Source organism: Pantoea sp. Mb-10 (assembly GCF_021272205.1).
GTDB lineage: Bacteria > Pseudomonadota > Gammaproteobacteria > Enterobacterales > Enterobacteriaceae > Pantoea.
The window spans coordinates 77,443-94,905 of the sequence record NZ_JAJSDX010000006.1; the positions used below are offsets into that span (position 1 = coordinate 77,443).

The following is a 17,463-nucleotide window of genomic DNA, read 5'->3' on the forward strand; positions in this document are numbered from 1 at the left end:
CTTAATGATCTTTTTAGAGATCTATTCACTGTATAACTGGATAAGTCTTCTCAAGATCATGTTGATAAGCGAGAAGATTGTCGAATAGAGCCACGTTGGACAAGTTACGCTTCTGAGCAGGCATTATTGACCTTGAGCATCGAGCTTTCATTTACACAGAACAACTTCCTCAAGAATATTCATTTTTCATCATCACCTAAGCGGCGTACGGTAGCTGTTCTCTGAACCCACTCTTCAACAGGAAGGCATCCATGTCAGATAACGTCCTCTCTCGCAACCCGACCACGGGTGACATCATAGCGACTTATCCGCTGCTTACTGAGCATCAACTTGAAGCCGCACTGCAGCAAAGTGCCGATGCTTATACTGTTTGGCGCGATACCTCTCTGCAGAAACGCGTTAACGTTTTGCGCCAACTGGGGGAGCAATTGCGTCAGCGTCAGGATGAACTGGCGAAAATGGCGACGTTAGAAATGGGCAAACCTATCGCGCAATCTCGAGCCGAAGTGCTGAAATGTGCCAATCTCTGCGACTGGTATGCGGAGCAGGGGCCTGCCATGTTAGCGGACAAACCCACCTTGGTTGAGAATCAACAGGCGTGGCAAGCTTTTCGTCCATTAGGGGTCATTTTGGCCGTCATGCCGTGGAATTTCCCTTATTGGCAAGTTTTGCGCGGTGCAGTCAGCATGCTGCTGGCGGGTAACACCTACGTTCTTAAACATGCGCCTGGCGTCATGGGCTGCGCCGAACTCCTGTCTTCGTTGTTCGACGCGACAGATTTACCCAAAGGCGGTTTCACGCTGATCAATGTGGATAACGCGGGCGTCTCTACCGCCATCAGCGATCCTCGTATTGCTGCCGTCGCGGTCACAGGCAGCGTGCGCGCCGGAGCCGCGATTGCCGCACAGGCAGGCGCCGTATTAAAAAAGACAGTGCTCGAATTGGGGGGAGCAGATCCTTTTATTGTCCTTGCCGATGCGGATCTTGATGCTGCGGTCGCTTCAGCCGTCGCAGGACGCTATCAAAACACCGGACAAGTCTGTATGGCTGCCAAACGCTTCATTATCGAGGAGAGCGTTGCTGAGGCGTTTGAGCGGCGTTTTAGCGCAGCAGTGCAAGCCCTTAAAATAGGCGATCCCCTTGAGGAAGAGACCTTTATTGGCCCTATGGCACGCTACGATCTGCGGGATGAGCTCGATCGCCAGGTACAGGAGACCGTGCAGCAGGGGGCTCGTCTGGTCATGGGCGGACACAAGATCGAGGGGGCAGGAAATTACTACGCGCCGACAATTCTTGCTGGCGTTACGCCGCAGATGACCGCGTTCCGCCAAGAGATCTTTGGCCCTGTAGCAGCCATTACCGTTGCCAAAGATGCACAACACGCGCTGGAACTGGCTAATGACAGCGACTTTGGACTTAGCGCCACGGTGTGGAGCGGTAGTGAGGCGATGGCTAACCAGCTGGCGGCTCAGCTAGAAACCGGTGCCGTGTTTATTAACGGCAACGGTGCCTCTGATCCGCGCGTTGCAATTGGCGGTGTGAAAAAGAGCGGTTATGGGCGCGAACTTTCCAGCTTTGGCGTGCACGAGTTCTGCAATGTGCAAACCATATGGAAAAATCGCCGTTAAGCACTGACCGGGTGCCGTTGGCACCCGGAAATAATCCTGAAGGATTACTGATTACAGTGAATCTTTCCGCTTATTAGGCATCGCTGCCAAAAACGTTTCAGGCAGCTGCGCATCACCCTCTCCCAAAGGGCGCTGCATGATCACGGTATCCAGCCAGCGCCCGTGCTTAAACCCTACCGATTTTAGAACACCCGTTTGCGCAAATCCCAACGCGCGGTGTAGCCCCAGCGATGCCTGATTGGCACTATCACCAATAATTGCCACGACTTGACGAAATCCAGCCGTTTCAGCAAGGGTTAGAGCGTGTTGCAATAGCGCTCGGCCAACCCCACGGCCGGCGTAGTCAGGATCGAGGTAAATTGAATCTTCCAGCGTAAAGCGATAGGCGTAGCGAGGGCGATAATGCGTTAAATAGCAGTAACCTATTACCCGGCCTCTCTCCTGAGCCACCAGCCAAAATCCGCCACGCTGCGTCACATCGTTGATGCGACGAGACATTTCATCTTCATCCGGCGGTTCTGTCTCGAACGTGGCGCAACCGTGCAGCACATGCCAGGCGTAAATGTGTTGAATGGCCGCCGCGTGGTGCGGTCGTGCGGGAATAATCTCCATCTGTTGCTCACAGGCTGACATGCAGAGAACCAGCATGGCACATTACGTAAACCAAATCACCGGAAGCAGTAAGAGGAAATTGCGATGGCTAATTTTGCTCTGACAGCTGCACCGCTAGCGTATCAGGCTCTAATGCTTCAAAGAGATGCGGCTCATCTGCGGGATAGCAAATGTAGTCGCCAGGATGCAATTCAACCGGGGAATGTGCGGGTCCGACACGTGCGCGGCCACGCGCTATAATAACGTGTTCAACCGAACCGGGAGGATGAGGCTTAGAGGCACGTGGCGCGCCTGGCTGGCTAGTAATCAGGTAGAGATCACGTCGGCCGCCGGGAGGGCAGGTTGCAAGCAGGGCGGCCTGATAATCCGACAGTTCCGCAGAGACCACCATTCCTTCACCGCGACGAATCACCTGTAAGCGTTTCACTTCAGGCTCCATCAGCCGAGCAAACGGAATATTAAGCGCCACACACAGGGACCACAGCGTTTCGATACTGGGATTGCCGTTGCCGGCTTCGAGTTGAGACAGCGTCGATTTGGCTATCCCGGCGCGTCGCGCCACTTCTGACAGCGAAAGTCCGGCGAGCTGGCGCTCACGCACCAAGCCAGCAGCAATAATATCTATGGGTGTCACCGTGACTCCTGTTCTTTATATCGAACAAATTGTTCATCTTGTAAAACATCCGGGGCGCGTTCATTATAACGGCTAACCTGTTCGATATGAGATTAAATTGTGATACGTCTGGATGCGGTGCCGCTTGATCGCGGCGTAATCAAAGCGATATTTCTCGTGTGTCTCGCCGACGGCATCGTCGGACTTTCGTATGGTTCACTCGCCGCAGCGGAGGGATTTCCGCTCTGGGTGCCCCTGATGCTGTCTACGCTGGTTTTGGCGGGGGCGTCCGAATTTCTCTTCATTGGTATCGTTGCCGGCGGCGGCAGTCCGATAACGGCCGCCGCCGCCGGTTTGCTGGTCAACGCGCGCCATTTGCCCTTTGGTATCGCGGTTAAGGACTTGGTCGGGCGAGGCGGACGCAGTCTGTTGGGCTGCCATATCATGAATGATGAAAGCGTGGTGTTTGGCATTTCACAGTCTCAGCTGGCGCAGCGACGCGCAGCGTACTGGGTGTGTGGGCTCGGCATCTTCGCCATTTGGCCATTATCCGTGATCAGCGGCGCTTATCTAGGTCGATTTATTCCGGATGTCAGCGTCATTGGACTGGATGCGGTGTTTCCCGCCATTCTGATTGCGCTGATTTTCCCGGCGCTGCGCCAGCGGCGCACCCGGCTACCCGCCATGATCGGCACAGCGCTCTCGGTTGGTGTAACACCCTTTGTACCGGCGGGCATGCCTGTGTTGTTTTCGCTGCTGGGGCTGCTTGGCTGGCGGGAGAAAAAAGATGCACAGTAATATCATTCTGGCGGGTATCGTTTTGTTGGCGGTGGGCACCTATGCCATCCGTTTTGCGGGCTACCGATTAGGCAGTCGCATGTCGATGTCTCCGCGCGTGCGTGCCATGCTCTCCGATGCCGCCACGGTGCTGCTGTTGGCGGTAGCCGTCACGACTGCGCTGTTTGAAGGCAGCCAATTTTCTGGCGTGGCGCGTGTAGTGGGCGTGCTTTTCGCGGTTTTCCTGGCATGGCGCCGCGCGCCGCTAATACTGATCATCCTTGGCGCCGCAGCAATGACGGCACTGTTGCGCTATTTCGGTGTACCTTAACGCTGTACAACGGGCGGATCCGCTTTGCCGCCAGTTTTGCTACTCTCATTTCTCGCATTTTCGATTTCAGGGAAGTCATTATGACGCCGCGCCTTGCACATCAAGAAGAGGTTCATGCGCTGTGGCGAGTGCGCAATCTTGCCATTCGCCACGGATGCCAGTCCGTTTACCCGCCCGAGATCATTACGGCGTGGACGCCTGACGCACACCCCGGTGGCTTTAGCACGGTCATTCAAAATAACCCTTTCTATGTCGTTGACGATGCGCACTATGGCGTGGCCGCCACGGGCTTTCTCGATCTGAACGGCGGCAGCATTGAGGCGATCTTCACGCTGCCAGAGTGCAGCGGTAAAGGCTACGCCAGCGCAATTATGGAAGCACTCATCAGCGAGGCGCGGCAGCGCGGCTTCACGCAGCTCTGGCTTGCCGCTACGCCTAACGCTAGCGGCTTCTATCTGCGCCACGGATTCACTGCCGTGCGCGAGACGCGCTATCCTTCTGCGCTGGCGCAGGCCGATCTGGCGTGTGTAGAAATGACGCGCGTCATTCATCATGATCATGACAAGAGACCCTAACGTGAACAGCAGTAAAGTGATTAATTGCGTGGTGTATCGCCACGGCAAACGACAAGAGCACGTGGATATTGCAGAGATCAGTGAAGTCCTTAAAGAGGAAAAATCTTTCGTCTGGCTTGGGCTGAATCAACCTGAACCGGATTTTATGCAAACGCTGCAGCAGGAGTTCGACCTGCACGAACTGGCCATTGAAGATGCGCTGGTGGCGCATCAGCGGCCCAAAATTGAACAGTATGGCGAATCCGTTTTTATCGTGGCGAAAACCGCACATTTGAACGATGGGCAACGTATCTGCTTCGGTGAAACGCACTTTTTCCTCGGCAAAAATTTCCTGATCACTGTGCGTCACGGTTCCGCAGAAGGCTATGCGGCCATTCGTGCCAAGGCCGAAAAAAACCAAGCCATGCTGTGTGAGGGACCGGGCTACGCTTTCTACTGCCTGCTGGATTTTATTGTCGACCAATATGCCAATATTACCGAAGCGCTCAGTGAGCGTATTGGCGATCTGGAGCAGGGGATGTTCACCACGCGTTTCGACAGCCAGGCGCTTCAAGGCGTTTACCGCCTGCGTCGAGAATTGTTGGCGCTGCGCAATGCCGCTATGCCGGTCACGGAGATTTGTGCCCAACTGATGCGCTTTCATGAAGATTTTATACCTAAAAACTTGCGCGCGTATCTGCGTGACGTGCAGGATCATGCCCATCATGTCGTGGTGGATACGGAAGACATGCGCGAAATGCTCACCAGCGCGATGCAGGTGAATCTGGCGCTGGTCTCGGTACAGCAGAGCGAAGTGAACAAAAAACTGGCAGGGTGGGGGGCGGTGCTGATTGTGCCAACCATCGTTTTCAGCATGTATGGCATGAATTTCTCCGACATGCCTGAGCTAAAAAGCCACTTTGGTTATCCGGCCGTGCTGGTCGCCACGTTCACCATTTGTGGCATCATGTGGGCGCGCTTCAAAAAGGCGGGCTGGCTGTAAGGTGTTTGCCTCTGCCTGAGGTTCGCGCCATGATAACGTCCTGATATCTCCTGACGGAACGCATTATGCCTGATTCATCTGTAACGATCGGTTTTCTACTGTTCCCTGCGCTGACGCAGCTTGATCTCACGGGGCCGTGGGAAGTGTTTGCTCGGCTTCCGGGTGTTAAATTGCACCTTATCTGGAAAGATCGCCAACCGGTTATCGCCGATCGCGGCATGGCCATCTTGCCTGATACCACCTTTGCCGACTGCCCAGCGCTCGATCTTCTCTGCATCCCCGGTGGGCCGGGCCAGATTGCTTTGATGAACGACAGCGAAACGCTCGCGTTTGTTCGGGAAAAGGCGCGCGCGGCAAAATGGGTGACGTCGGTGTGTACCGGTTCGTTGGTGCTCGGTGCGGCAGGATTATTACGCGGCTATCGCGCCACAACACACTGGGGCTCGCTTGAACAGCTCAGCCTATTGGGCGCAATCCCGGTTGAACAGAGGGTGGTGTGCGATCGCAACCGCATCACCGGTGCGGGCGTCACCTCCGGTATCGATTTTGCGCTCACCGTAACGGAAGCCATCGCGGGACGCGAAACGGCTGAGCTCATTCAGCTGCAAATGGAATACGATCCCGATCCGCCGTTTACCAGCGGCTCTCCACGCACCGCCAGTGCAGCACGGCTAAACCAGGCGCGCGCGCAAATGAAAGAATTCATCGCCCGGCGGCGAGCAGCAACCGAAGCGGCTGCTGCAAAATTGACGCGCTAAGGCAGTGAATTTCAGCCTGAAATCGCCAAGGTTTATTTGCCTTAATGCCCGCTGGCAGTAGGGCGCAGCGTGATTTCATTCACGTCAACCTCGCCAGGCTGTTCAATCGCCCATGCGACGGCTTTGGCGATGGCCTCGGGCTTCAACGCAATCTGCCGATAGTGCCTCATCGCTTCCCGGGCCACTTCATCCGTGATGCTCTCCGCCAATTCTGATTCCACCACGCCGGGGTTAATCACCGTAACGCGCAAATGACGCGACTCCTGCCGCAGGCCATCAGAGAGTGCGCGAACGGCAAATTTTGTTGCGCAGTACACGGCAGCGGTAGGCGATACCGTCAGCGCGCCGATCGACGCAATGTTGATGATGTGACCCGCTTGCTGCTGCGCCATCGTCGGCAGTACAGCGGCAATGCCATAGAGCACCCCGCGTACGTTGACGTCCAACATGCGATCCCACTCTTCCACTTTCAACGCGTGCATCGGCGATAGCGGCATCACACCTGCATTGTTGATCATGACGTCAATGCGGCCATACTGCGCCAGTGCGAAGTCTGCCAGCTGTTGCACGGAATCACGACGCGTGACATCCGTGGCGAGAAAGTCCACGCGGGCACCGTGCGCGCGCAGTGCTTCGCACAATGCAGCGAGTCTTTCGGTGCGGCGCGCGCCCAGAATTAAGGTGTACTGTTGCTGCGCCAGATGACGCGCGATGGCTTCGCCAATACCGCTGCTGGCGCCGGTTAAGACAATCACTTTCGACATGTTAATCTCCTCGTGAAGTTGACGAGGCCATTGTGGGAAAGTGCATGAAGGATAAACAGGCCTGAACGTCGCGCATCATTGCCTGATTCTCTCGCCAGCGTTGCCAGGCATTGCAATAGGCCGCTATGCTTTGCCTAAAAATCTCTCACGGAGAAGGGGCATGTCGTCGGCGTTACGTCAGGAAATTTGCGCGCGGCTTAGTCAGCTAGCGCGCCACGAAGGCTATACCGAATCGTTACTGGACGGCGTGCGTTTTATGCGCGCCAATCAACAGTGGGCCCGCACGCCGGTGCTGTACGAACCCAGCATCATCATTATTTGTCAGGGCGCGAAACGCGCGTTTCTCGGCGATCGTCTCTACCACTATGATGCGCAGCACTATCTGGTGCTTTCGGTGCCGCTGCCGTTTTCGGCCGAGACAGAAGCGACCTCGCACGAGCCGCTGCTGGGGCTGGCACTACGCCTTGATATTGATAAGGTGTCTCGCTTAGTCGCTCAGCTGCCGGGAACGGTGGCTGTCACGCGTGAGCCGCCGGCAGGTATGGTCTCCACGCCCATTGATGAGGCGCTGGCGAAAGCGACCCTGCGGCTGCTGGAGGCGCTGAGCGAGCCGCTGGAGGCAAAAATCCTCGGCCCAGCGCGCGCAGAAGAAGTGTGCTTTCGCGTATTAATGGGGCCGCAGGGTGCGGCGGTGCGAGCCGCCTTGACGTTTCAGGGGCATTTTGGCCGCATCGCCCGCGCCCTGCACCGCATCCATGCCGACTGGCGAAGGCCGTTAGACGTGCCTTCTCTCGCCAGGGAAGCGGGAATGAGCGTGCCGCGCTTTCACCTGCATTTTAAAAACCTAACCCAAACGTCACCGATTCAGTATGTAAAATCGCTGCGTCTGCATCAGGCACGCCTGATGATGATTCGCGACAACGTCACCGCTGCAGGCGCGGCAGCGCGCGTGGGCTATGAGAGCGATTCCCAGTTTAGCCGCGAATTTAAGCGGATGTTCGGACGCAGTCCGGCGGACGAGGCGCGCGTGATGAAGCGTGCTTTCGCACTCCTGCCTGCGGAACAGCAATTCGGACGCGTCGAGCCGCACTGATGCGGCAGACGGCTTGCCGGGGTCTCTTCGAAGCGGGCTGTTTATTGCAGAGAATAATCAGTAAAACTGATTAGGCTGGAAGAATTATAAATGTTATCGATGCGTAAACATGCATTTTGTGCTTTTTATTCTTTTCACGCAAATGATTAGCAAAAATCACGTAATTTCAATGAGTAATTTGCCGGGTTGTGCGTTGCAATCTGTGCGGTGCTGTGAATAAATAAAGTGACATTATTCATAAAAATGCCATCAAGGCCAGGCGCCAGCCTGCAAGAAAACCGCACTTATGACAGACGTAAACGCCATTTTAGCCCGGGAAATTTGTGAAAGAAGTGAACGCTTAGAAGCCCATCTCATTGCGCTGCGACGTGACATTCACGCCCATCCTGAACTGGGATTTGACACGGTACGCACCGCCGAATTGGTTAATCAGGAATTGCTGCGTCTGGGGCTGACGCCCAAAACCGGCGTCGGCCGCACCGGAGTGGTAGTGGATATTGTGGGGGCGCAGCCCGGCAAAACGCTGCTGCTGCGTGCGGACATGGATGCGTTGCCGATCCACGAACAAACCGGCTTACCGTTTAGCAGTCAGTACCCTGGTAAAATGCATGCCTGCGGCCATGATATTCATACCGCAACGCTGTTAGGCGTGGCCGCCATTCTGCCGCATTACCGGGCGCGTTTGCACGGCACGGTGCGACTGATTTTTCAGCCGGCGGAAGAAACCGCAGAAAGCGGTGCCCAAGCCATGATTGCTGATGGTGCGGCGGACGGGATTGATTATGCCATCACGCTGCATAATAAGCCGGAGCTGGCGGCCGGGGAGGTCGCGTTAACCCGCGGAGCCAGCACGGCGTCCAGCGACGAATTTGACATCGTTATTCACGGCAAATCGACGCACGCCGCGCGTCCGCACATGGGCACCGATCCCATTATCGCCGCGGCAACCCTCATCAGCCAGTTGCAGACCATTGTATCCCGCGAGCTTGATCCCGCGAACTCAGCGGTATTAACCATTGGTCACATTCACGGGGGCACCACGCATAACATTATTTCTGATAGCTGCTTGATACAGGGCACGGTGCGCGCCAAATCCCCCGAAACGCGTGCGGCGATAGAAGCGGCCTTCCGGCGTATCTGCGCAGGCGTGGCGCTGGCGTCGAACACGCGCATTGAGATCCAGTACCAGCACGGCGTCCCGCCGCTGATGAATGATGACAACCTGGTCAGCGCCCTTGAGATTATTCTTTCTCATCAGTTTGGTAAATCCATCGTCGCCCAACCCAGCCTCAGCTTTGGCGCAGAGGATTTTTCGCTGTTCACCGAACGGGCACCAGGGTGTCAGATCCATATCGGGTCAGGCGCGCCTGGACGCGACGACCATCTCCATAACTCGGACTATCAGCCCGATGAACGCAGCCTGCACGCAGGCACGCAGGCGCTAGCTCGCCTTGCTATCGATCTCCTTTCACCTAAATCACACTGAGGTTTCTATGATGCGTAAAGGACTGTTTACCCTGTCTGCGGGCATGCTGCTACTGGCGTCAGCGCTGGTGCAGGCGAAGGATTTTGGCACCTTGAAATTTGCGACGGAAGCCGCGTATCCGCCGTTTAACCAATCGACACCGAGCGGCAAGATTGTGGGCTATGAACCGGATATGGTGGCGGAGCTGGCGAAGCGCGCGGGCTTTAAATACGAGATTGTGGCGCAGAAGTGGTCGGGCATGATTCCCGGTCTGGTGGATGGCAAATACGATGCGGTGATCGATGCCGTAACGGTCACGCCAAAACGGCAGGAAGTGGTGGATTTTACCCATCAATACACGGTTTCTGTTTCCGGTTTCGTCACCATGAAGGGCAGTGCGGTGGATACGCTGCCGGGCAACGGCGAAGTGGTAAAAGCCGATGATGCCGCCGGTATGACGAAGGCGATCGATGCGCTTAAAGAGAAGTTTAAAGGTAAAACCATCGCAGTCCAGGTGGCCACTATCCAGGCGGATTTTCTCAACAAATATCTGGCTGATGTCGCCACTATCCGCACCTACCAGTCGGGTCCTGAAACGTTTGCTGACCTGTTAAACGGGCGCGTAGATGCGGTAATGGCATCACGCACCAATCTGAATGCCTACGTTAAAAAACATCTCGATAGCGTTAACAGCACCGGCTACGGTTTTGTCGGTGGCGTGCTGGGCCAAGGGTCGGCGATTGCGATCCGAAAAAATAACCCTGAACTCAAAGCCGCGCTGGACAGTGCGCTGGTTTCCATGATCAAAGATGGCACGCTTAAACAGCTGTCACAAAAATGGTTCGGCGAAAACGTCGCGCCAGCGGAGTGATGCTGAACGCCTATGACTATCGACTGGCAACTCTTAGGCTTGGGTGATGAAGGGTGGGGCGGCGTGCTGATGGACGCCGCCGCAGTCACGGTGTCCGTTTCGCTTTGTGCCTGGCTGTTGGGCGCGGTGCTGGGCAGCGTCCTGTGTTGGATGCAAGTCAGCGGCGCGCGCTGGCAGCAGCGCCTCGCCCACGGCTATATCACGCTGTTTCGCGGCGTTCCTGAGCTGCTGGTGATCTATCTTTTTTACTTTGGCGGTCGTCAGGTTGTGTCGTTCGTGGGCGAAAAGCTGGGCCTGGCGGGCCCGTTTGACGTCAACGGTTTCGTTGCGGGTGCGATTGCTATCGGGTTGATCTCTGGCGCTTACCAAAGCGGCGTGTTTCGCGGGGCGTTTTATGCCATTCCGCGAGGCACACTCGAAGCTGCCACGGTGACCGGCATGGGCCGCCTGATGCTGTTCCGCCGCATCATCGTGCCGCAGGCGCTGCGCACCGCGCTGCCGGGCATGGGCAACCAGTGGCAATCAGTGATTAAAGAGTCGGCGCTGGTGTCGGTGACGGGATTGGTTGAGACCATGAATCAGATCTCAACGGCGTCCAACTCCACGCAGATGCCCTTTTTCTTTTACAGCGTGGGCGCAGTGATCTACCTGATTATCACCACCTGCTCCGATTGGGTTTTCCGCTACGTGGAAAAAATCGCCATGCGCGGTCAGCCGCGCGCGCGTTGGTAAAGGGCCGCGACCATGGATTTTACATTTTTACAGCACACCTTCGCTGCGCTATGGCGAGGATTACCGCTCACGCTCAACCTGGCCATCCTGTCGCTGATGGGCGGCGCGCTGTTAGCGCTGTTGCTCAATCTGCTGCGTCAACACCGCGTGGGCAGTTATGTCACCCGTTTCTATGTTTGGCTGTTTCGCGGCACGCCGCTGCTGATCCAGATTTTCATGATTTATTACGGCCTCGGTAGTTTGCCGGCAGTGCGCGAGAGCCTGCTCTGGCCACTGCTGCGCGATCCTTATTGGTGTGGGTTGATTGCGCTCATCTTGAACGATGCCGCGTACACCGCAGAGATTTTACGCGGCGGGCTGAATGCTGTTAGCCCGCAATCTGTTGAAGCGGCGCGGGTGTGTGGCATGTCGCGGCTCACCACGCTGCGCCGTATTACCCTGCCGCTCGCCGTACGTCAGGCGCTGCCTGCCTACAGTAATGAGATTATCTCCATGCTGAAATCCACCTCGCTGGTCAGCACCATTAGCCTGATGGAGATGACCGGCATTGCCGATTCGATTGTTTCCGAAACCTTCCGCGCGCTGGAGGTTTTTCTCAGCGCTGCCGCAATCTACCTGCTGTTAACGGTTTTGGTTAGCTACGGTATGGCGCGGCTTGAGCGCTATTTATCGCCTTATCACGCTGGAGCGCGACCATGATCACTCCCACGATTACCCTGCGTAATCTGCAAAAAAGTTACAGCGGGCAGGCCGTGCTCCATGACATCAGCCTTACCGCGCAAGATGGGGATGTTATCTCTTTGATCGGAGCCAGTGGTTCAGGTAAAAGCACGCTGCTGCGCTGCATTCCGTTTCTGGAGGTGCCGCAGGGTGGTGAGATCACCGTTGGCGATCACACCGTGACCCTGAACAATGCGCAAGGCAAACTGAGTCGTGAGCAGCAGCGGGCGATTAAACGGATGCGCATGCAGCTGGGCTTTGTGTTCCAGGGATTCAATTTGTGGCCGCATAAAACGGTGATGCAAAACATCATCGAAGCGCCGATACACGTGCAAAAGCGCAGCAAACACGCGGCACTGGAAGAAGCGGAAGCGCTGCTGCATAAAGTCGGATTGTACGATAAGCGCAACGCCTGGCCCGCGCAGCTGTCGGGGGGGCAACAGCAGCGCGTGGCGATTGCCCGCGCGCTGGCTCAGCAGCCAAAGGCGATTCTGTTTGATGAACCGACGTCGGCACTCGATCCTGAACTGGTGGGGGAAGTGCTGCGGGTGATTCGTGCGCTGGCAGAAGAGGGGCGGACCATGATCATCGTGACGCATGAGATGGGCTTCGCCCGTGAAGTCGCCAACAAGGCGATTTTCCTTCATCAGGGGCGGATCGAAGAAGCAGGGGCTCCTGAACAACTTTTCAGCGAGCCGGTTTCACCGCGCTGCCGTGCTTTTGTGCGCAGCCACCTTGAGCGAAACCGTTAACCAGATTAGTGCTAATAGTTTTCCCACCTGAATTATGGAAAGATCGCCCTCCTTCATCGGTAGGGCGAATTTTTTTGCGCAGCATCGGACGTCGCCGCCGTTAATTTGCCAATCAAGTAGGACATCGCACGGCAGCCCACACGCGCATCGTCTTCATCGCCTGCATGAGAAAAGGGGGGTTGCCTCCGGGCCTGTGCGCTGCCCGTTCCGGGGCAGGCCGAAGCGAAAGAGTGAGAGAGCATCAGCCTCGGCTGATAACGCGCACAACAGAGGCGCTAATAAATGATTTTCCCGTGGCGGAGTAATGGAATGAACGCAAAAGTATGGTTGGTAGATGAGGATGTATCTTTACGTGAGTCGCTCGGCTTTCTGCTGAAAGCGCTGGATTACGACGTTGCAGATTTTGCCGATTTAGCGGCGTTTGATGCGGCGACGACCGTGCAGCCGCCGCTGCGTGGCTGTTTATTGGTTAATTTGAGCGTGCCAGGCATGGGCTGGCTCACAGAGCAGGAGAACCGTCATCCCCTGCTGTCTGTGATTATTATGACCGGTCAGAATACCCTTGAAGCGTGCCGTCGCGCGCTGGGTGAGCGTGCGTTTGCGTTTTACACCAAACCGCTGGAGATCGCTCTGCTACTGCAAAGCGTACAGCAGGCGACCCAGCAAAGCCTTCAGCGTGTGACGCAGGATCGATAAGGGGCAATCAGGCAAGCAGCCGCTGCGCCCAAGTGCCGACTTCATCGCCACTGCCGATGTCAGGCTGTACTAAACCATTAATCATAAACGTGGGCGAAACATGAATGCCATTCTGACGCGCATATTTGCAGTGCCATTTGATGTCGTTCTGCAGCGCAGCGTGTTCAAAGGCCGCACGTGCGTCGACGCCACTGTACTCCCGTAAACGCGTCAGGATCTGATTCGGTGTCGCGTCCATGTTGGGCCCATGGCTATGATCGGTAAACTCAAATTCTTCGCGATGATCGGCCACCGCCTGCATCACTTTTTTTGCGGCGGCTTTTCCTTCGGGCAGCGTAGACGCGGCCAGAATATAGCGCACAATCACCCCGGAATAGAGATGCCAGGGCTGCGACTGCAAACGGATTTTCAGCGTCATCTTCTCTTCCCCCACCTGTTTCAGCAGCGCGTCCAGCTTGTTGAAGGCGCGCACGGAAAACGGGCAGGTCGGCTCAAGAAAAACTTCAAATATCGCCTCACCCTTGCCCCAAATCAACGGATCGGCCCGTAGCGTATGGCGTTCACTCATTCTTATGCCCTCGTGTCAGTGAAAGAGAGTGTAACTGTGGCAAAGCCTTGGATGCAGCTCCAGTCGCGTTTCGCTTTTTTTTGTTACTAATCCATTCGCTTAGCACACCCAATGGGCTGTGCTACGCGCAAAACTCGCCGCGCTTGCTGGGTGCACAGAAAATAAACAGCTATAGTTAGGCTGTTTTGCTAATGCGCCGCGACAGCCGCGCAGGATGTCAAAAGGCTAAACGTCATGAGGTGAAGAGTGTGCTTACGGATGTTTCCCTGAAAATCATCCAGCAGTTAATCAAACAGACCATTGCTGGCCGGGCTGACGACCACCAGATGCTGGATGTCATCTCCCTGATGCACCGGCTTGAGGACATGGCCGAAAACGAATCTGATGAAGCCTTGCTGCTTTGCTACTGGCAGGCCAGCAAAGTGCTGATGCGCCTACCGCCCAAAGTGTCGGTCACAGAATTGCTCGCGGCGGCCCGTGACGCGGACCGCGAGGCGTCGCTTCGCGGTCCGCTTTAACCCTGAATGCTTTTCCTTTCCTTACAGGCTAATCGACTGATAATTCGGCATTATCCTGGAATATGCTCTGCTACACTCCTGAGCTCAAACGCTGAAAGAGGACTGTCATGAAAATCAAAAGTTATGCTGCGCTTAAAGCCGGTGAAGCGCTGGTGCCTTACGAGTATGAGGCCGGTGAACTGGCCGCTGAAGAAGTGCAGGTTGAAGTTGATTACTGTGGCGTATGCCATTCTGATCTCTCGATGATCGATAACGAATGGGGCATCTCCGCATTCCCCGTCATCGCCGGCCATGAAGTGATTGGTCGTATCAGCGCATTGGGCACGGCTGCACAGGACAAAGGCCTGAAAGTGGGTCAGCGCGTGGGTATCGGCTGGACCGCAAAAAGTTGCCAGCACTGTAACGCTTGTATCAACGGCGAACAGGTGAACTGCGAAAACGGGTCTGTGCCGACCATCATGAACAAAGGCGGCTTCGCCAGCCATTTACGTGCCGACTGGCAGTGGGTGATCCCGCTTCCGGAATCCATCGATATCACAACGGCAGGGCCGCTGCTGTGCGGCGGGATCACCGTATTCAAACCACTGCTGATGCACAACATCACCGCCACCAGCCGCGTCGGCGTGATTGGCATCGGCGGACTGGGCCATATGGCGATTAAGTTGCTGCATGCTATGGGTGCAGACGTGACGGCTTTCAGCTCCAATGCCAGCAAAACCGAATCCATTAAAGCCATGGGCGCGGACCGCGTGGTGAACAGCCGCGATCCTCAGGCGTTGAAGGCGCTGGCAGGCCAGTTTGACTTGATTATCAGCACCGTTGCCGTTGACCTCGACTGGCAGCCCTATTTCCAGGCGCTGGCGCCGCACGGAAAATTCCATACCGTGGGTGCAGTGATGAAGCCGTTCCAGGTGCCGGCGTTTACCCTGATTATGGGCGATCGCGCGGTCACCGGCTCTTCAACGGGTTCACCGGGTCAGCTGCGCTCACTGATGAAGCTGGCGTCGCGCGCGGATATCGCGCCGACGGTTGAAGAGTTCCCAATGTCGAAAATCAACGACGCGCTGGAACACGTGCGCGCCGGTAAAGCCAACTATCGCGTGGTGCTGAAAGCCGATTTCTAAGGCACAGCGCAAGCGAAGAAAAAGGCGGTGCGCATCGCTGCGCACCGCCTCATCAGCCCTGAGAATCGTCTTTCTCACCGAGGAAGAAATACCACAGTGGAATCGATAACAACGCGGTAAACACCGTGGTGTAAAGCGCGATCATAAAGCCCTGCGTGATGTACATGGTTAATGACCATTGGTCAAAGGGAATGCCGTACTGATCGATCACGCCACCAATAATGGCATTGCCCATGACGGTTCCAACAACCAATGCCAGAATACCCACGCCGCGCAAATAGTAGCGCATCTCTTTACGCTTCACGGCAAACCGGGCGCGAATGATGCCCAGCGGCGATTGCTGTGCCGCCAGCAGTTCGGCTTCGCTCATTGCGGGACGCTGCTGTCGACGCCAGCGCAGCATGTCTATCAGTAGAAACGCCAGCAAACTGACACCCATCACGGGCAGCGCGTAGCCTAACGTCATCGCCACCATCACGCTCACGCCTTGTACATAGTGCGGCAGCGCCAGCCAGCTTGCGGTCAGCGTGTGCGTCGGACTGGCGTCAGGCTGTTGAGGCCGCCTTATCCACCACATGCGGTAGCCCAGCACAATCATGCTGCACAGCCCTAAGCCAAACGCCGCGAGCAGCAGCTGATTAGGCAGCCCAAAGAGCACGCCCATGTGCGCGTCAACGCCCCAGCGCGTGAGCTTCGCCACCAGCGGGAAGTCAGCAAAGCGTACCCGATCGACGATGTCAAAGTTATGCGGGTTGACCGATACCGCATCGACATGCGTTGGCCAGCTGCGATCAATTTCACTTACTGTCCAGGCGTAATCGGCCCGTTTCGGCTGGCGCAGCTCAAGTTTACTGGCGCTGAGGCCTGCGTGGCGTGCAGCGTGCAGCACGCTATCCCAATCGCCATCCGGCGCGTTTTTCGGCGGCGGTGGGGGAGTCGCGGCGGCAGTGCCCATATCAGCCATCGACATGCCTGCCATTGCCATCTCTGGCATGCTGTGGTGGTCGGCATGGGGATCCGCCGGCGCGGACGAGGCATCGCCATTAAGCGCGGCGTTGACCTGCGGCGTCATCCAGTTCAGCGCGCTACGCATTTTATCAATATTGGCGCCTGCCCACTGCGACCAGGTCAGGCCAGTCGCGGAGAAAAAGACCAGACCCACCAGCAGCGTTAAGCCAAGCGTGGTATGCCAGTGTCGGCTTAACGCAAAGCCGCTGCGCGGCGTTTTGCGCTGACGCTTGGGACGCGTTCCCCACCACAGGAGCAGACCGCCAAGCGCGGCAACCCACAGCCACGACGCCGCCAGCTCACTGTAGTTACGGCCTACGTCGCCCAGCAGCAGATTGCTGTGTAGCAAGTCCAGCGTGGTGCGCAGCGGTAGCACACCGCTGGTGCCATACACCGGCATGTCTCCCTGTATTTTCAATGTGTAAGGATTGACAAACACTGCTCGCGATTGCGATGCGCCAAGCGTCGCGTCGCTGAACTGGACGCGCGTGGTATCCGTTTCACCCGGCGCGGGGCGCACGGCATAGATGCGCTGTTGTTCACCCGCATAGACACGGGCGGCATGGATCTGCGCCGACAGCGGCTGGGATTGCCCCTGTGGCGTAACGGTTAAGGCCTCGGCGTAGACCAGGTTCTCCAACTGCGGCGTGAGCACATACAGCGTGCCGGTGAGCGCCGCGACAAAGATGAAGGGGGCCACAAACAGACCGATATAAAAATGCAGACGACGTAATAAATTCAGTACCGCGCCGCGCGGTACAGCAGCATTATCAGCAGGCAAAGCTGTCTTCCTTCCGGTAAAAGCATCATCAAGCACAACGCCGCGCCGCGGCGCGAAAACACGCATCGGCACGTCCCGTTGTGTCCTATATTCGA

20 protein-coding genes are annotated in these 17,463 nt (G+C 56.5%); 15 read left to right on the forward strand and 5 right to left on the reverse strand.

Annotation, left to right across the window (positions count from 1 at the left end; all coding sequences use genetic code 11):
- Positions 1-251 precede the first annotated feature (251 nt).
- A complete protein-coding gene (locus LU196_RS13605) occupies positions 252-1,628 on the forward strand; it encodes an aldehyde dehydrogenase family protein (RefSeq protein ID WP_232760183.1) in 1,377 nt (458 codons plus the stop codon).
- Positions 1,629-1,679: 51 nt separating this feature from the next.
- On the opposite strand, the gene LU196_RS13610 is transcribed toward LU196_RS13605, so the two are convergent.
- Together LU196_RS13610 and LU196_RS13615 are read right to left on the reverse strand one after the other, a co-directional pair.
- On the reverse strand, positions 1,680-2,240 hold the full coding sequence (locus LU196_RS13610) for a GNAT family N-acetyltransferase (RefSeq protein WP_232760542.1): 561 nt from the start codon (positions 2,238-2,240) through the stop codon (positions 1,680-1,682).
- Between the two features lie 88 nt (positions 2,241-2,328).
- A complete protein-coding gene (locus LU196_RS13615) occupies positions 2,329-2,874 on the reverse strand; it encodes an XRE family transcriptional regulator (protein ID WP_232760184.1) in 546 nt (181 codons plus the stop codon).
- A 102-nt stretch (positions 2,875-2,976) separates the two neighbouring features.
- Between LU196_RS13615 and LU196_RS13620 the strand changes: the two genes are divergently transcribed.
- The 5 genes from LU196_RS13620 (at position 2,977) to LU196_RS13640 (ending at position 6,276) form a co-directional block, all read left to right on the forward strand.
- Positions 2,977-3,651, forward strand: a complete 675-nt coding sequence (locus LU196_RS13620) for an AzlC family ABC transporter permease (protein ID WP_232760544.1) — start codon at positions 2,977-2,979, stop codon at positions 3,649-3,651.
- The gene (locus LU196_RS13625) at positions 3,641-3,961 is read left to right on the forward strand and encodes an AzlD domain-containing protein (protein WP_232760185.1); all 321 of its coding nucleotides are present in this window, start codon (positions 3,641-3,643) and stop codon (positions 3,959-3,961) included. Before LU196_RS13620 ends, LU196_RS13625 begins: the two co-directional genes overlap by 11 nt.
- A gap of 80 nt (positions 3,962-4,041) precedes the next feature.
- Positions 4,042-4,536 (forward strand): GNAT family N-acetyltransferase, encoded by a 495-nt coding sequence (locus LU196_RS13630; RefSeq protein WP_232760186.1) that lies wholly within the window; start codon positions 4,042-4,044, stop codon positions 4,534-4,536.
- Positions 4,514-5,518 (forward strand): magnesium/cobalt transporter CorA, encoded by a 1,005-nt coding sequence (corA, locus tag LU196_RS13635; RefSeq protein WP_370641000.1) that lies wholly within the window; start codon positions 4,514-4,516, stop codon positions 5,516-5,518. Before LU196_RS13630 ends, corA begins: the two co-directional genes overlap by 23 nt.
- Positions 5,519-5,583: 65 nt before the next feature.
- On the forward strand, positions 5,584-6,276 hold the full coding sequence (locus LU196_RS13640; protein ID WP_232760188.1) for a DJ-1/PfpI family protein: 693 nt from the start codon (positions 5,584-5,586) through the stop codon (positions 6,274-6,276).
- 41 nt (positions 6,277-6,317) lie between these two features.
- Here LU196_RS13640 and LU196_RS13645 read toward each other — a convergent pair whose 3' ends face one another.
- Entirely contained in the window at positions 6,318-7,040 is a 723-nt protein-coding gene (locus LU196_RS13645) for an SDR family oxidoreductase (RefSeq protein WP_232760189.1), read from the reverse strand.
- Positions 7,041-7,200: 160 nt separating this feature from the next.
- Here LU196_RS13645 and LU196_RS13650 point away from each other — a divergent pair, with 160 nt between their 5' ends.
- The 7 genes from LU196_RS13650 (at position 7,201) to LU196_RS13680 (ending at position 13,369) form a co-directional block, all read left to right on the forward strand.
- On the forward strand, positions 7,201-8,133 hold the full coding sequence (locus LU196_RS13650) for an AraC family transcriptional regulator (protein WP_232760190.1): 933 nt from the start codon (positions 7,201-7,203) through the stop codon (positions 8,131-8,133).
- A 286-nt stretch (positions 8,134-8,419) separates the two neighbouring features.
- Positions 8,420-9,619, forward strand: coding sequence for a M20 family metallopeptidase (locus LU196_RS13655; RefSeq protein ID WP_232760191.1), 1,200 nt, complete (start codon positions 8,420-8,422; stop codon positions 9,617-9,619).
- A 7-nt stretch (positions 9,620-9,626) separates the two neighbouring features.
- Complete coding sequence (locus LU196_RS13660) at positions 9,627-10,469, forward strand: transporter substrate-binding domain-containing protein (RefSeq protein ID WP_232760192.1); 843 nt, start codon at positions 9,627-9,629, stop codon at positions 10,467-10,469.
- 12 nt (positions 10,470-10,481) lie between these two features.
- On the forward strand, positions 10,482-11,201 hold the full coding sequence (locus tag LU196_RS13665) for an ABC transporter permease (RefSeq protein ID WP_232760193.1): 720 nt from the start codon (positions 10,482-10,484) through the stop codon (positions 11,199-11,201).
- 12 nt (positions 11,202-11,213) lie between these two features.
- Positions 11,214-11,900, forward strand: a complete 687-nt coding sequence (locus tag LU196_RS13670) for an ABC transporter permease (RefSeq protein ID WP_232760194.1) — start codon at positions 11,214-11,216, stop codon at positions 11,898-11,900.
- A complete protein-coding gene (locus LU196_RS13675) occupies positions 11,897-12,673 on the forward strand; it encodes an amino acid ABC transporter ATP-binding protein (protein ID WP_232760195.1) in 777 nt (258 codons plus the stop codon). Before LU196_RS13670 ends, LU196_RS13675 begins: the two co-directional genes overlap by 4 nt.
- A 309-nt stretch (positions 12,674-12,982) precedes the next feature.
- A complete protein-coding gene (locus tag LU196_RS13680) occupies positions 12,983-13,369 on the forward strand; it encodes a response regulator (protein ID WP_232760196.1) in 387 nt (128 codons plus the stop codon).
- A 7-nt stretch (positions 13,370-13,376) separates the two neighbouring features.
- On the opposite strand, the gene LU196_RS13685 is transcribed toward LU196_RS13680, so the two are convergent.
- The gene (locus LU196_RS13685; RefSeq protein WP_232760197.1) at positions 13,377-13,937 is read right to left on the reverse strand and encodes a thioredoxin domain-containing protein; all 561 of its coding nucleotides are present in this window, start codon (positions 13,935-13,937) and stop codon (positions 13,377-13,379) included.
- 248 nt (positions 13,938-14,185) lie between these two features.
- Here LU196_RS13685 and LU196_RS13690 point away from each other — a divergent pair, with 248 nt between their 5' ends.
- Together LU196_RS13690 and LU196_RS13695 are read left to right on the forward strand one after the other, a co-directional pair.
- Entirely contained in the window at positions 14,186-14,455 is a 270-nt protein-coding gene (locus LU196_RS13690) for a hypothetical protein (RefSeq protein WP_232760198.1), read from the forward strand.
- Between the two features lie 107 nt (positions 14,456-14,562).
- Positions 14,563-15,579, forward strand: coding sequence for an NAD(P)-dependent alcohol dehydrogenase (locus tag LU196_RS13695; RefSeq protein WP_232760199.1), 1,017 nt, complete (start codon positions 14,563-14,565; stop codon positions 15,577-15,579).
- A 52-nt stretch (positions 15,580-15,631) separates the two neighbouring features.
- Here LU196_RS13695 and LU196_RS13700 read toward each other — a convergent pair whose 3' ends face one another.
- Positions 15,632-17,368 carry a DUF2534 family protein gene (locus LU196_RS13700; RefSeq protein ID WP_232760200.1) on the reverse strand — a complete coding sequence of 579 codons (1,737 nt, stop codon included), beginning with the start codon at positions 17,366-17,368 and terminating at the stop codon, positions 15,632-15,634.
- Between the last annotated feature and the right edge of the window lie 95 nt (positions 17,369-17,463).